The following is a 16,220-nucleotide window of genomic DNA, read 5'->3' on the forward strand; positions in this document are numbered from 1 at the left end:
TTATAATCTATGCTCAATTTCTTCTTGAAGTAATTCTTTACCTGCTGGAAATAAGCCTTGAACCAATAATAAAATTCCAAAACCTAGAATAGCTAGAGCCACTATTTTTTTTGTTTTATAAATAAGTCGTGGTGTAAGCTTATTTTTTAATCGCTTTGCAGCTGCAATTTTCACCAAGTCCGTAAGGAAGTAAACCGTTAACATGGTTATAATAAAAATTGTAACACCATTTTCTGATTCGGTAATTGAGCTTCCAATAACAATGAAACCTAGCCATCCTAAAAGTACTCCAATGTTTATAAAATTGAGGAGAAACCCTTTTACAAATAATTTCCCATAAGCATTCTTTTCAATCTCTACTTTATGATATTCTCTAACAATCGATCTAAATGATTTAGAGGTTTTCATAAAAGAAATAATACCATAAACAACCAATAATACACCTCCAAAAATCAAGAAATTTGGATCATCTTTTATTTTATCAATAAGTTTATTGGTACTGTAAAAAGCTAAAAGAATAAAAACAATATCAGCAAATATAACGCCTAAATCAAAAATTAAAGCGCTTTTAAAGCCTTTAGTAGCACTAGTTTCGAGCAGTACAAAAAATACTGGACCAATAGTGAAGGCAAGAATAATTCCGAACGGAATAGCTGCTAAAATATCATCAAACATATGAGTTGCATGGCTTTCCTACAAAACTAATAAAAAAAGACACTAACTCAACCTAAACCTATAAGGATTAGTTCATTCGTTTTACACGACCTCCAAAAGTTGTTTTTTCTTTGATATTGTCTGGATTTCCATAAATAAAAACATCGCCTCCAGCAAGAACTTTAGCGTTGACCTTTTTTGAGGCATGAACTTCAGCTTCTCCAGCAGCTTTAATACTTACGGTTGTATTTTTAGTTTCGAAAGACATGCCTTCATAAATGCCTCCTGTATTTAACACAATGTCTTGAGAGATGGCTTTACCTTTAGTTTCAATAATACCACCTGTAACTGCTCTAATATCTACTTTATCGACATCTAAACCTATTTTTAAAATTGCTCCTTCTTGTGCTCTTAGTTCAATATAGTCTTGCGTTATTAATTCGTTTGAAGAAATAAAAGCCCCTTCATTACCATCAATAACATTTAATTTGGTGTAATACACGGCAACAAAAGTTCGTTCTCCATTAAAGGCTTTATCAAACTTCATTCTAATTTTTAGCTTTCCATCTTTATTGATGACTTCTACATCTTCAATATCATCTCCAGTAATCTCAACTTTATCAACATCAGATTTGACTAAATTCACTTCTATGAGATCGTATACTTTAACTTCGTCAAAATCACCAACGCCTTTTTCTTTTGGGTTTTGTGCTGTTAATACTGATGTTACTACTAATAATGCAATGGTTAAAATAGTTTTCATTTGACTATGTATTTATATGTTTCTTTTATTAAAGAGTGAACAAAAACAAAATTGTTACAGTTTTAAAATCATTAAATACAACTAAGCAACCAAAACAGCAGTTCCTGTGACGGAAACAAAAAAGTAGGATCCACCAACGGTTTCAACATCGACACTAATTCCTACAACCGCATTGGCTTTTAAATGACTCGCATTTGTTTGAAGTTTTTGAAAGGCTTGTTCTTTAGCTTCGTTCATTAAATCCTCAATGATTTGCATGTTTTTATCATTTTTGAAGGAAAATTTTGTTTTGAGCTCCGAAGACGTTCCTGTGACAATACCTTTATAATCTGTTATTTTAAAGCCTTCGATAGTGTTTGTTGTGGTTAGAATCATGGTTTATTGTTTTTCTTATTTATTTTTCTTATTTGTGTTTCTTTTTCAGGAAATGTTACAAAAGTAGTATCGATTCGCGTTAAGGATAGAAGTGGCATCCTTTTGGTTTTTTTACCAAAAGATATAACGGATAGCCTGACCTTTAGGTAACGCCATAAAAATTATCGATACATAACAACACATATCGTTGGAACACTCGAACTGACAAAAAATTATGCTTCTTCGTGCTTACCTATTAAAGTAAAATCAAGATGTTTCTTAACTAAATCGGTGTTTTTAACTTTTACAATAACCTCATCTCCAAGCTGATACATTATTTTTGAATTTTTACCAATTAATGCAAAATGGTCTTCATCAAATTGGTAATGATCATCTTTCATGTCTCTAACACTTACCATGCCTTCGCATTTATTTTCAATGATTTCGACATAAATTCCCCAATCTGTAACACCAGAAATCACACCAACAAAATTTTCGTTTTTATGATCTTCCATAAAGCGAATTTGCATGTATTTGATTGAGTCACGTTCTGCTTTAGTGGCTAGATATTCCATTCGACTAGAATGGTTACATTTTTCTTCGTAAATGTCTGCATTAGCTGAATTTCCACCATCGAGATACTGTTGTAATAAACGATGTGCCATGACATCTGGATATCGACGAATTGGTGATGTGAAATGACTGTAATAATCAAATGCTAATCCGTAATGACCAATGTTATGTGTTGAATATTCGGCTTTACTCATAGTTCGAATTGTTAAGGTATCAACCAAATTTTGCTCTTTTTTACCATTAACGTCTTTTAATAAATTATTCAAGGATGAAGATACACTTTTTCGGTCTTTAAAATTGAGCTTATAACCAAAGCGTCCAACAACATTTTGCAATGCTGCTAATTTACTATCATCAGGTTCGTCATGAATACGATAGATAAAAGTTTTCTTTTGTTTTCCAATAAATTCACCAACTTTTCTGTTGGCTAATAACATGAATTCTTCAATCAGTTTATTCGCATCTTTACTTGTTTTAAAGTACACTCCTACTGGATTTGCATCGTCATCTAAATTGAATTTTACTTCCACTTTATCAAAAGAAATCGCACCAGAACTCATACGTTTACGACGCATGATTTTTGCGAGTTCGTCTAGTTTTAAAGTCGCTTGAGCAACTTTTTGCGATGTTTTATATTCTTTACCTGTAAGCGACACCTCTTTAGGAATCGTTAAATCTATCTTATTTGGCTTTTTAAGCACTTCGACTGCGCTCAATGTGGCATTATTTTCTATAATAGCTTGTGCTTCTTCATAAGCAAATCGCGCATCAGAATAGGTTACTGTTCTTCCGAACCATTGGTCTTTTATTTCTGCTTTCTCATTCATATGAAACACAGCTGAAAACGTATATTTCTCTTCGTGTGGACGTAATGAACACGCACCATTTGATAAGATTTCTGGAAGCATTGGTACGACTCTATCTACTAAATACACAGACGTTGCACGCTCAAAAGCTTCGTCATCTAAAATGGTATTTTCTTGTAAATAGTGAGAGACATCTGCAATATGAATTCCGATTTCAAATAAACCATTATCTAAGATTTTAAATGATAAGGCATCATCAAAATCTTTAGCATCTTTTGGATCTATGGTAAAGGTTAAATCTTTACGCATATCACGACGTTTTGCGATTTCTTCTTTAGTAATAGACGTATCTATTTTATTGGCAAATTCTTCAACTTCGTGAGGAAATTCTAATGGTAAACCATACTCAGCAAGAATGGCGTGAATTTCTGTATTATGTTCTCCAGGTTTACCTAATACTTTTAAAACTTTTCCGTTTGGAGAATCAGCTTTTTCTGGCCAATCTTCAAGAGAGACAAGAACTTTGTCACCATCTTCTGCTTTGTTAATTTTGTTAATTGGGACAAAAATATCTTTATACATTTTGTTTCCATCAGGAACGACGAATGCAAAATTCTTTTTCTCATGAATTTGGATGACGCCAACATATTCGCTTTTTGCACGTTTGATGATGCTTGTAATTTCACCTTCAAGCTTGCCACGTTTTCTACGTTTGTATGCATAAAATTCGACCTCATCTCCATGAAGTGCTTTATTCATATTGTTTGAAGCAATGTAAATATCGTCTTCAAAATCGTCGCATATAATATATCCAGATCCTCTAGATGCCATATCGACACGACCTGTGTGATATTCGGTATTTACAATGGCTTTAAATTTACCACGATCTACTTCTTCAATCTCTTGTTTTGCTTTGAGTTGATGTAGTTTTTTTATGATTTGATTTCTACTACTTGCGTCGTTAACACCAAGTATAGCAGCAATTTGTTTGTAGTTAAATGTTTTGTTTCTGTCTTTTTTTAAAATACTCAGAATAGTATTTGTAAGATTTGGAATCCCTTTATTGGATTTCTTTTTTTTTCGTTTTGTCATTTAATTTGTAATCTAATTGTGTGTCATTTAGAGTGAAGCGAAGAATCTCATTTATTATTAGAGATTGCCACGCTTTGCTCGCAATGACAATTAATTTTCAACTTAATAAAAGGAGAAGAAGGTTATTAAGTTTCTGCAAATCTACGGTTTAATTATTTAATGCTGTTTTGTAAGTGTTAAATTAATGGAAACTAGCTGTTATAATTAGAAATATAACTCCTACTTTTTAAATAAAAAGTGAATCAACTACCATCTATAATAAATTACTAACCAACCATACTTTTTTTTATAAATGTTAAGTATATAAAATCTACCTTATGGTATTAGGTTTTTAAACCTATTAATTAAAAACTTGTATTATGAATACAAAATTACACTACCTATTATTTTTATTTAGTCTAATATTTTTAAATTATTCATATGCTCAAACAACATACGTCCCAGACGATGTCTTTGAGCAATATTTAATAGACCAAGGTTATGATGATGTCTTAGATGATTATGTGCTAACAACTAATATTGATAATGTAACTTATATAGGTTTAAATAATACAAGTGTTAGTGACTTAACTGGACTAGAGGATTTTATTGCATTAAAAAACTTTCAAGTTTTTAACACACCTCTAAGCAGTATAGATGTAAGTAATAATACGTTATTAGAAATTTTACAAGTTAGTAGTACATCCATAAGTAGTTTAGATGTGAGTGCCAATACCGCCTTAACTAGTTTATCTGCTAGTAATAATTTTATAAATAGTATAGATGTGAGCACTAATACCTCATTAATTAATTTATGGATAGGTAGCACGTTAATAAGTAGTTTAGATGTGAGTAATAATACGGCATTAGAACTTTTAAATATTGGAAACACTTCAATAACCAGTTTAGATGTGAGCACAAATACTGCTTTAACCGACTTAGATGTTAATAACACACCTTTAAGCAATTTAGATGTTAGCGTAAATACGGCTTTAACACGATTATATGTTTATAACACATCGCTAAATAGTTTAGATTTGAGTACTAATAACCTTATAAATGATTTAATAGCCAGTGGGACATACTACCTATATTGTATTACTGTAGCAGATGAAGTAGCAGCCAATGCAGGTATAGGAATCTACACCAATTGGCAAAAAGATGTAACTTGTAATTATAGTGAGGTTTGTAATCGTACTTATATTCCTGACGATGTATTTGAGCAGTACACAATAGATCAAGGTTATGATGATGTATTAGACGATTATGTATTAACAGATAATGTTAATAATGTATTTGGAGTAGATTTAAATAATACAGATGTTAGTGATTTAACAGGACTAGAGGATTTTATAGCATTAATTTATTTTGATATTTCTTACACTTTGATAACTGATTTAGATGTGAGCACTAATACTCAATTAACTTATTTAGATGCTTCTAACAACTCGTTGTCTAGTTTAGATGTAAGCACCAATACTCAATTAACTTATTTAGATGTTCATAATACCAATACTAGTACTTCATTAAGTGCTTTAGATGTAAGTACCAATACCGAATTAAATACTTTAATTGTTTATGAAACCTTAATAAGTAGCTTAGATTTAAGCACCAATACCGAATTGAATACACTATCTGCTAATAATACTTCACTAAGTGCTTTAGATGTGAGTACCAATACCGAATTAAATACTCTAATTGTTTCTAACACTCCACTAAGTACTTTAGATGTGAGCACCAATACCGAATTAACTCTTTTGTATGTTCATAATACTTTACTAAGTACTTTAGATGTAAGTACGAATACCGTATTAAATACTATGTATGCTTATGATACACCTAACTTAGATTGTATTGCTGTAGCAGATGAAGCAGCAGCAACAACAGGTACAGGAATCTACACTAATTGGATAAAAGATTTTACTTGTAGTTATAGTGAAAACTGTGATGCTTTAAGTGTTTCAGACTTTGATGTCTCTAAAGTATATATTGGTCCAAACCCTGTAAAAAATGAGTTGCAAATACTATTAAACAATGTTGCTATATTACAACATGTGACATTATATGATATCACAGGAAAAGTAATACTCACAGCTACGCGTACTACTATTTCTACAAGTCATTTAGAATCTGGTTTATATTTAATAAAAATAACCACAGATAAAGGTAGTATTACAAAAAAACTAATGAAAAATTAATAACGTAATATTTATTTTATACTAATCTATAATTAGTTTTTTAGACGCTTTACCTTCTGTGGTTTGAATTTCTACAATGTAAGAACCTGAAGCCAATGTTGAGGTGTCAATTACTGTATTTTCAGAAGTTAAAACCACTTGACCTAAAGTGTTGTAAATATTTATTTCTTTTAAGATTGAAGTATTATTTAATTGAATTGTGAATTGATTTTTGGTTGGGTTTGGATAAAGCTGAAACATAGAATTTTGAAATTCATCAATTGATAAAGGATCTGATAAATCGAAGATTCTTACATGACCAGAATCAGTTCCGTTAGCATCATTATTTAATGCTCCAACAGCTAATGTTGTACCATCTCCAGATAAGGATACACTTGTACCAAAATTATCTTCAGAAGCTTCGCCATCAATATCGATTCCTACTTGTGTCCAACTATTATTTTCAAAATTATACACGCGAACATGACCTGCATCTGGTTCACTTCCATCATTTAAATGTGCTCCAATTGCAACAGTTGTTCCATCAGAAGATAAACTCAAAGACCATCCAGAATAATCATTTGAAGCCTCTCCATTTATATCATCACCTAATTGTTGCCATTCATTATTTAAATATTCAAATACACGAACATAACCAGAATCATTTCCATTGTCATTATTAAGAGGTGCTCCAACAGCTATTATCTGTCCATTAGAAGATAACGATACACATTGACCTGATTGATCAAAAAGAGTTTCATTAACAATGTCGTTTCCTAACTGTATCCAATTATTATTTTCAAATTCATAAATACTTGTTTTATTTGAGTTTCCTGTTGCTCCAACGGCTAAAATAGTGCCATCTGATGATAATGAAATACTCTCACCAAACCTTTGATAATCTGCTGTACCATTGATAGTATTTCCTAATTGCGTCCAATTATTTCCTTGATATTGAAATATTTTTACATGTCCAGTATTTTCTCCATTAGTGTCATTATCTGCAGAGCTAATTGCTACTATATTACCGTTAGAAGATAAAGAAGTACTTCTTCCGAAGAAATCTAATTCATTTTCTCCATCAATATCAGATCCAAGTTGAATCCAAGAATTATTTTGAAATTTAAATATGCGAACATGTCCTGCTCTATCACCATTTCCATCATTTCCAAAAGCACTAATTGCAACAGTAGTTCCATCTGATGATAAAGTGGTAACAATACCAGAACCATCAAATTCTGCTTCACCACTTATGGTATTTCCTAATTGTTCCCAATTACTATTTATGTTTGTATACACTTTAACTGAACCAGAATTAAACCCATTTTCATCACTAAAATCTGAACCAATTGCTACAATACTTCCATCTAAAGATATAGATACACTAATTCCAAATCTATCAGTAATATTAGTACCATTAATATCATTACCAATTTGGACTTGACAAAAACATAAAAATGGAATTACAATAAAAAGTAACGTAATTTTTTTCATAACTATCTATTTCATATAAAACAGCTCAACTAGATATTTACCTACCATAATTTAAAATTTATAGTTATCAACATATATATACATATTATCATTTTTCTTTTAAAATTTAAAAAAATAAATGATGGTTATTATAGTGTGTTAATAGTGACTATAACTTTTTTGTATTTTGTTTTGATATGTGACTTATATAATTCGATGAATAATTAGTTAACATGGTTTTTAATTATAAACGCCTCATTTTAAACTTCATTTATAAAGCTATTAACAGCTGTTAATAATTACTGTTGACAACTAAAATTTAATAAGTATTTTAAAATTTAGTGTTGGTATCTTAGTATTTCGATGCTGATAACTTGACTAAAAAAACTAGGTAACTTTTTAGGTTGTTTCATTTCAATTTTGGTTTGAAAAAATTACGAGATAATCCTAGTAAAAGTTGTAAATACTTAAGAGAAGATATTAACAAGTAATGAATATAAATCACCATAGAAGTTAACAATACTTAATTGTTAAGAAAATCACATCCTTGTCAAACTTATATATTATGAAGAACTAAGTGTATTATCCTTCGGTTTATTTATAAGCAATTATTAACTTTAAGGTTTTAAACAACACAGAAAAATATGACGATTTCAATAGGTAACGATCACGCAGGAACTGAATATAAACAAGCTATTGTAGCACATTTAGAAGCTAAAGGTTTTATTGTTAATAACTACGGAACAAACACAAATGACAGTGTAGATTATCCAGATTTTGTACATCCTGTAGCGAATGATGTTGAATCTAAAACAGTAGATTTAGGAATTATTGTCTGCGGAAGTGGAAATGGTGCTAACATGACTGCAAATAAACATCAAGGTGTACGTTCTGCTTTGTGTTGGAATAAGGAAATAGTAGCTTTAGCAAGACAACATAATGATGCTAATATATTAAGTATTCCAGCGCGTTTTACAGCTCAACAACAAGCCATTGAAATGGTTGACACGTTTTTAAATACTGAATTTGAAGGTGGACGACACCAAAACCGTGTAGATAAAATTCCGTTAAGTTGAAAATACTGTCATTCAGAGTGAGACAAAGAATCTCTTGAAAATTAGATAGATTCTTCAGTCATATTATTCCTTTTGAATGATATCAAATAATTATTATAGTGTAATGAGTCATTCACACAATCATAACCACTCCCATAATCATAGCGATTTAAAAGGTAGAAATCTACTTATTTCTATCTTATTAAATATCATCATCACTGTTGCTCAAGTGATTGGTGGATTACTTTCTGGAAGTTTATCATTACTGAGTGATGCACTCCATAATTTTAGTGATGTTGTCTCGCTGATGGTAAGTTATATTGCTGAACGACTTTCTAAAAAACAAGCCTCATTACAAAAAACCTTTGGTTATAAACGTGCTGAAATTTTAGCCGCTTTCATTAATGCTGCGACACTTATTATTGTGGCAGTTTTATTAATTATTGAAGCCGTTGAGCGTTTTCAAAATCCGCAAGAGATTGAATCAAATCTAGTGATTTGGTTATCGTTTGTTGCCATTTTAGGAAATGGTTTTAGCGTCTTACTTCTAAAAAAAGATAGCCAATCTAATATGAATATGAAAAGTGCCTATTTACATTTACTAACCGATATGATGGCTAGTGTTGCAGTGTTAATTGGTGGTTTATTGATGAAGTATTTCCAATTATTTTTGGTAGATAGTGTCTTGACGTTTGCTATTGCTGTGTATCTTATCATAATGGGTTATAGCTTACTTAAAAATTCATTTAAAGTATTAATGTTATTCACTCCAGAAGATATTGAAGTTGAAGATATTGTTCGTGTCGTTCAAGATATAGACGTTATTAAAAATGTGCATCATGTGCATATTTGGCAATTGAATGAAGAAGAAATTCATTTAGAAGCACATATCGATTTTAAAGAGGACATTACCTTATCAGAATTTGATGTCATCTTGCACAAGATTGAAGACTTGGTTTTTCATAACTTCGGAATTAATCATGTTAACATTCAACCAGAATTTGGTAAGTGTGATGATAAACATGTGATTGTACAGGATTAATATATTACTATAAATTAAAATAATTAAGACGTCATCATCTATAATAATGAGCTTCTGAAACAAGTTCAGGATGACAAATCATTTAAAATAATGTTAAAAATAAAAGTCAAAACCTTTCAAGAATTAACGACACAAGAATTATACGATGTACTTCAACTTAGAAGTGAAGTATTTGTGGTAGAACAAGATTGCGTGTATCAAGATATCGACGGAAAAGATCATAACGCATTACATGTAATAGGCTTTAAAGATGGAAACGTTGTGGCTTATACAAGACTTTTCAAACCGGGTTATTATTTTGATAAAGCCAGTATTGGTAGAGTAGTGGTTAAAGATTCTCAACGTGAGCATAAATATGGTTATGAGATTATGAAGGCTTCTATTAAAGCGATTAAAAGTCATTATCAAGTAAGTACTATTAAAATTTCTGCACAAACGTATTTAAAGCGATTTTATAATGCCTTAGAATTTTTTGAAGTAGGAGAGGAGTACCTCGAAGATGGTATTCCACATATAGCAATGATTAGAAATTAATTTCTTTGGTTTGCAGTACCAACATAAGTGACTAAAACTTCAACACGTCGATCAAATTTTGGCTCTCCACCTAGAGGAAATTTACGTCGCATACCAACATACTTCATACGTCGTTTATCAACTCCTTTTTTAGCTAAATAATCATAGATAAACTTTGCTCTTGCTAACGATAAATTTCTTTTTTTAGTTTGACGGTCAATAGCATCTCTACTATATTTTGTACAACACACATGACCTTGAATAGTAAAGTAAATATCTTTTCGTTCTAATAATGCCTGAGCTAAACCCTCAAGTGTTGACTTAGATTCAGGCAGTAATTTACTATAACCTGTTTTAAAAAGAATGTTTTCTAATGTGAATTTATCACCAGCAACTAACTCTCCTTTAATAATATCTTCAAGTTTCTGAGGTTCTTTATTTACAACTTTTTGAACGCGTGCAGGATTATAAGGTTCAACAATTATTTCAACCTTTCGGTTGAGTCCTCTAATTTTATGAATATCCTCTTCTTTAATGAGTTTCAAAAGGACTTCTCCTTTTCCATCAACGTTAGTGATGATGGATTCATCAAATTCATTATTAGAAAAAATAGTTTTTATTTCGTTGGCTCTATTTTGAGACAACACCAAGTTGTAAGAATCACTTCCTCTATCATCTGTAAACCCATAAATAGATATTTTTTTAATATCCAACGACTCTATTTCAGATAAAAATAGGAGTAACCTATAATGTTCTGTAGGAGGAACTTCAAACTGATCGGTTTCAAAATAGACTTCGTGTGTTTTGATGTCTGTTTGAGCAAACAAAAACGAAGTAAAAAGTAATAAAATGAGTGCTATTTTTTTCATAAAGTCTATAAAATAGGGATTCTAATATAGTCTATTTTGGCTCTTATTTCAAAAATATAAAGCTATTTAATCCAAATATCCTTGATAATTCGAGCTTGAATTAAGAATGTCTTTACTTTTTTGAATCTCAGGATTTGTAGCTTTATAATATGTATAAAGCCCTTCTCTGTAAAAGTATCGTTTTATAATTTCGTCTGATAATAACGCTAATAATTCTGTTTTATTGGTATCAATTGCTTGCGTTTTATATCTGTTTAAGGCATTTAATAAATCTTCATAATCTGAATCTATAGCAGTACCTATTTTTTCTTCTTTTGCAACTAAATAAGCTCCAGCAAAGGCTTTTTCGGCTTTGGTCTCAAAATCAAAGTTGTTATTTTTTAAGAATTTTTTAAAGTTTGAAAATTCAGTATCTGCCAATTTAAATTGTGTAACATCTGCAGGTTCAGGATTATTGTAATAGTATTCTGTAGCGTATTTAAAAATTAAATTTTCAGCAATAACAGCGTTAGTAATTGGACTCTTTTTTGTTTCGTCTAATTCTAAATCTGGCTGAACACCACCACCATCATAAACCGTTCTTCCTTTTTTGGTTTTAAATGCATTATAATTTTCACGTTTAGTTCTAGTGGCTTTTCCATTTTCGTCTCTATTCCAATAATCCAATGCTTGAATACATCGACCAGAAGGTGTGTAATAACGTGAAATGGTCACTTTTATTTGTGTACCATAAATGAGTGGTTTTGGACGTTGCACTAAGCCTTTTCCGAAACTCCTTGCGCCAATAACAACAGCGCGATCCAGATCCTGAAGCGCTCCTGAAACAATTTCACTAGCAGAAGCACTACTTCCATCAATAAGAACGACCACAGGAATTTCAGTATCTATAGGTTCTTTTTGTGTGTAGTACGTTTTATTATATTTTTTAACTTTTGATTTGGTGGTTACAACCAATTGATCTTTAGGCACGAAAATATTTGTGACATTAACTGCTTCAGTTAGTAAACCACCAGGATTTCCTCTAAGATCTAAAATGAGTTGTTTTGCACCTTGATTTTTTAAAGCTCTTAAAGCATTTTTTGTTTCTGAAGAAGCTTTACGTGTAAATTTCCGAAGTACAATATAGCCTGTTTTTTCATCGATCATAGAAAAATGAGGAACTGCATGAATATCAACAGCTTCTCGTTTAATAGTTGCTATTTCTGTTTTTCCTTGTCTTATATATGTCACTTTAACTTCTGAACCTGCAGCACCTTGGAGAAGGTTTCCAGCATCATCTTTAAAATCTGCAACCACAACATTGTCTACTTTTATAATTTCATCACCAGCTTTTAAACCCGCTTTATCAGCTGCAAAATCTTTATAAGGTTCTACAATTACTAATTTATCTTTAAGTGTTAATACATTAGCACCAATTCCTGTATAATCTCCAGAGTTATTAATTCTTGAAGCTTCAACATCTTGTTCGTTGTAGTAATTGGTATAAGGATCTAGATCTGCAAGCATACTTTTAATCGCTGTATCCATTAGATCTCCAGGATTGGTATCATCAACATAATTCATGTTGAGTTCTTTAAATACAGTCGTAAAAATTTCTATTTGTTTTGCAATTTCAAAAAAATCACTTTTAAAAGCGGTTCCTCCAAAAAATATAGTGATTGCAAGTAGCGGAATAAGGATTCGTTTTTGTGATACTCTTTTCATCATTTTCATCATTTAGTTTTGGGACACTTTTTTAGAAAAAGTATCTAAAAGTTGTTTCATTTTTATGTCAACGGACTCAAAATCTGTTCCATCTTTACTAATGTACAAAATCATTAACGCATAAGACTCAGAAATGTTGTTAAAATATACGGCTTTGTTGAGTCTGTAAGATTCTCTAAGTAAGCGTTTTATTCGATTTCTATCGACTGCATTTTTGAAGTTTCGTTTGCTAGTTGACACTCCTGTTTTAAACTGAGTATGGTCTTCAAAATCCGTTTTTAAATACACCATCCGAAGCGGAAACGAAGATATAGACTTTCCTTCAGAAAACAGTCGATCAATCAACTTCTGGCTTTTCAGTTTTTCTTTTTTAGGGTAGGAAAATGACATGTAATCTTTAGTGTATTTTATGTTCTAGGTTCATAATTTTACTTTCAAGTTCATGCAGTTTATCAAACACATCAACAGGTTTCGGAATTTGTTTTGATGCGTACATTACGACTTTCCATATTTCCATTACATCTTCTGAATTTATAATGTAGTCAGGGAAATTTCCATCTTTATTATCGCTTTTTAGAATAAGTCTTTGTGCATTTTCAGTTGGATTAAAAACTCGTTTCAAAACCACACCATCATTTTTACTGACCACAATATAAACGTCATTATTTTTAATATCTGAAATAGCTTCAATATACTTTCCAAAAACCAAATCACCATCATAAAATGTTTGTACCATTGAATTGCCTTGAACTTCAAAACATCTAAAAGTTCCGTTAGTCAATAATGGCATTTTAAAAGATGGAAGCGACTCAATATAGGCAGTATCTCCATAGCCATTTAGATAACCTGCTCTTGCTCTTGTGGTTACAAATACCACATTTTCTTTACCTTCAGATGTCGTAGAAATGACTTGTGGTATTCCTGAATATGTTGGAATAGGATTAATTTCTGAGGTAAGCATGATGTCGCTTTTTCCAAAGAGATAATCAGGATTAATATCAAATGTATCTATAATAGCTAAAAGTACATCATAACCAGGTTTGGTTTTTTTACGAGAACCATTTTTCTGTGGTCGACCATTAACGATACTATCTATCGTTGTTCCTGTAACACCAATACGTTTTGAAAACGCGTAGTTATTAAGGTTAAACCGATTTATAATTGTCGTTATTTTTTCATCTATATGTAGCATATTGCAACGTATTGAATCTCTTATTTGATGTCACAGCCAATATACTAAAAGCACAGCAAAATCAAACATTTGTTATACTATATTATACAGCAAGAATTAGTTGTTTTTGTCTTTAAGTAATAGATTATCTTCACTATTTACATCTGCCATTAAACTTGATGGATCTATTTGAACAGATGCTACTTTTTTTGATGTTTTAAAACTATACGTTGGAAACACCCAAGCCCAATCTTTAAGTAATGTCGCTGAGGTTGGTTTTTCTCCTCGCATTTGACGAAGCGGAATGTAAAAATCTTCAACTGATCCATCAGTATAAGTGATTCTAACATCTATAGGCATTGCCATGAGTCCAATACGTTCAAGAGTAACTGTTTTAGTATCGATGCTTTTAACAGCATAATCTATAGTATTTGTGGTTTGTGTGAAATCTATTAAATACCAATCGAGTTCAATTCCAGAAATTTTTTCTGCGGTTCGAATAATATCTATTGGTTTAGGATGTTTAAATGCAAAATTGTTGTAATATTTTTTAATGGTTTTCACTAAATTATCTTCACCAATTACATAGCCTAATTGTGCTAAAAACACACAACCTTTATGATAAGATGCAGCACTATATAAATTGTTTAATTCATATTTATCTGCATATGTTGTTTGTGGTTGTTCTAGACCCGAATTAGCAATATTTATATATCTAGAATATGATCTTTTCCATGGATTAGTTTTATTCTCGTTATAAAAATCATCCATTGCTTTGTATTCGATATAGGTGGAAAAACCTTCATCCATCCACTCGTGTTTAGCTTCATTAGTTGCTAATAAAAACTGAAACCAAGTATGTGCCATTTCGTGAGATACAGTAGATCTAAACATGCTTTCTAGATTATCTTCACCATTAATGAGTGTACACATTCCATACTCCATGCCTCCATCACCTCCTTGAATTATGGAGTATTGTTTATAAGGATAAGCACCAACCAAATCACTGTAATAGGTCATTAATTTAGCAGCTTTTGGCTGTAATTGTTTCCAGTTCTCCAATTTTTCTGGAGCCATAGTATTTTTATACAAGAAGTGAAGTGTTGGACCATTTTCAACGTTTAAGGTATCATGATTATAGTCTGGATCAGCTGCCCAAGCAAAATCATGAACATTTGGTGCTATAAAATGCCAAGTGAGTTTATCGCTTTTAGAAGGTTTTACTTTTGAAGTTTCATAGCCATGACCAATTTCGTTTGGATTTTGAAGGTAACCTGTACCACCTAAAACATAATTTTTATCTATGGTTATTTTTACATCATAATTTCCCCAAACACCATAAAACTCTCTTCCAATGTACGAATAGGCATGCCAACCTTCATCATCATATTCTGCTAATTTAGGATACCATTGCGACATTGATAAGGCGACATTTTCTAAGTTGCTTCGTCCAGAACGACGAATTTGATCAGGCACTTGACCTTTAAAAACCATATCAAATTCAACGTGTTCACCTGGCTGAATCGTGTTTGCTAGTTGAACTTCTAAAACTGTGCCTTCTACGTTATAATTCAGCGCTATTCCATTTTGTGAAAGCGCTATTACATTAATATATCCAATCTCATCTGGTTGTAATTTTGCAATTTTACTTTCATAAATTGGATCTCCTTTTTCACCAACATTAATAACCATTCGTTTACTTGGATCTGCAATGGTTTGAGCTTTCATATCCATTTCACTACCTGGTTGAAAGGCATTAAAATAGAGATGATAAAATACTTTATCTAATACATCTGGAGAATTGTTGGTGTATATAATCTTTTGCTTTCCTGTAAATTGATATGTTGAAACATTCATATCAATTTCCATTATATAATCTGCTTGTTGCTGCCAATAACCATCAGTTTTGTAGACAATTTGAGGTGTTTGCGAAATAGCATGTGACGTCAATAGAAAACACACAAAACAAGAGAGTAAAAATGAAGTATGTTTCAT

14 protein-coding genes are annotated in these 16,220 nt (G+C 31.2%); 4 read left to right on the forward strand and 10 right to left on the reverse strand.

The window, feature by feature from the left end:
* The 4 genes from MUN68_RS16665 to MUN68_RS16680 all read right to left on the reverse strand — a co-directional run bounded on the left by MUN68_RS16665 (position 1) and on the right by MUN68_RS16680 (position 4,242).
* On the reverse strand, positions 1–675 hold the full coding sequence (locus tag MUN68_RS16665) for a LysE family translocator (RefSeq protein WP_249992808.1): 675 nt from the start codon (positions 673–675) through the stop codon (positions 1–3).
* A 67-nt stretch (positions 676–742) separates the two neighbouring features.
* Positions 743–1,417, reverse strand: a complete 675-nt coding sequence (locus MUN68_RS16670) for a head GIN domain-containing protein (protein WP_249992806.1) — start codon at positions 1,415–1,417, stop codon at positions 743–745.
* A gap of 81 nt (positions 1,418–1,498) precedes the next feature.
* A complete protein-coding gene (locus tag MUN68_RS16675; RefSeq protein ID WP_249992804.1) occupies positions 1,499–1,792 on the reverse strand; it encodes a YbjQ family protein in 294 nt (97 codons plus the stop codon).
* Positions 1,793–2,004: 212 nt separating this feature from the next.
* Positions 2,005–4,242 (reverse strand): ribonuclease R family protein, encoded by a 2,238-nt coding sequence (locus MUN68_RS16680; protein WP_249992802.1) that lies wholly within the window; start codon positions 4,240–4,242, stop codon positions 2,005–2,007.
* A 359-nt stretch (positions 4,243–4,601) separates the two neighbouring features.
* Between MUN68_RS16680 and MUN68_RS16685 the strand changes: the two genes are divergently transcribed.
* On the forward strand, positions 4,602–6,419 hold the full coding sequence (locus tag MUN68_RS16685; protein WP_249992800.1) for a T9SS type A sorting domain-containing protein: 1,818 nt from the start codon (positions 4,602–4,604) through the stop codon (positions 6,417–6,419).
* Between the two features lie 21 nt (positions 6,420–6,440).
* Here the strand turns inward: MUN68_RS16685 and MUN68_RS16690 are convergent, their stop codons facing one another.
* Complete coding sequence (locus MUN68_RS16690) at positions 6,441–7,892, reverse strand: T9SS type A sorting domain-containing protein (RefSeq protein ID WP_249992798.1); 1,452 nt, start codon at positions 7,890–7,892, stop codon at positions 6,441–6,443.
* A gap of 623 nt (positions 7,893–8,515) precedes the next feature.
* Between MUN68_RS16690 and rpiB the strand changes: the two genes are divergently transcribed.
* From rpiB to MUN68_RS16705, 3 genes are all read left to right on the forward strand, one after another.
* Positions 8,516–8,947 carry a ribose 5-phosphate isomerase B gene (gene rpiB / locus MUN68_RS16695; RefSeq protein ID WP_249992796.1) on the forward strand — a complete coding sequence of 144 codons (432 nt, stop codon included), beginning with the start codon at positions 8,516–8,518 and terminating at the stop codon, positions 8,945–8,947.
* A gap of 103 nt (positions 8,948–9,050) precedes the next feature.
* Positions 9,051–9,968, forward strand: a complete 918-nt coding sequence (locus MUN68_RS16700; RefSeq protein WP_249992794.1) for a cation diffusion facilitator family transporter — start codon at positions 9,051–9,053, stop codon at positions 9,966–9,968.
* Positions 9,969–10,058: 90 nt separating this feature from the next.
* Positions 10,059–10,502 (forward strand): GNAT family N-acetyltransferase, encoded by a 444-nt coding sequence (locus MUN68_RS16705; RefSeq protein ID WP_249992792.1) that lies wholly within the window; start codon positions 10,059–10,061, stop codon positions 10,500–10,502.
* On the opposite strand, the gene MUN68_RS16710 is transcribed toward MUN68_RS16705, so the two are convergent.
* From MUN68_RS16710 to MUN68_RS16730, 5 genes are all read right to left on the reverse strand, one after another.
* Positions 10,499–11,350, reverse strand: coding sequence for an OmpA family protein (locus MUN68_RS16710; RefSeq protein WP_249992791.1), 852 nt, complete (start codon positions 11,348–11,350; stop codon positions 10,499–10,501). The genes MUN68_RS16705 and MUN68_RS16710 overlap by 4 nt on opposite strands.
* 66 nt (positions 11,351–11,416) lie before the next feature.
* Positions 11,417–13,054, reverse strand: coding sequence for a S41 family peptidase (locus tag MUN68_RS16715; RefSeq protein ID WP_249993939.1), 1,638 nt, complete (start codon positions 13,052–13,054; stop codon positions 11,417–11,419).
* Between the two features lie 12 nt (positions 13,055–13,066).
* Positions 13,067–13,444 carry a ribonuclease P protein component gene (gene rnpA, locus MUN68_RS16720; protein ID WP_249992789.1) on the reverse strand — a complete coding sequence of 126 codons (378 nt, stop codon included), beginning with the start codon at positions 13,442–13,444 and terminating at the stop codon, positions 13,067–13,069.
* Between the two features lie 7 nt (positions 13,445–13,451).
* Complete coding sequence (locus tag MUN68_RS16725) at positions 13,452–14,246, reverse strand: XRE family transcriptional regulator (RefSeq protein ID WP_249992788.1); 795 nt, start codon at positions 14,244–14,246, stop codon at positions 13,452–13,454.
* Positions 14,247–14,342: 96 nt separating this feature from the next.
* Positions 14,343–16,220, reverse strand: a complete 1,878-nt coding sequence (locus tag MUN68_RS16730) for a M1 family metallopeptidase (protein WP_249992787.1) — start codon at positions 16,218–16,220, stop codon at positions 14,343–14,345.

The organism is Psychroserpens ponticola (assembly GCF_023556315.2).
Lineage (GTDB): Bacteria > Bacteroidota > Bacteroidia > Flavobacteriales > Flavobacteriaceae > Psychroserpens > Psychroserpens ponticola.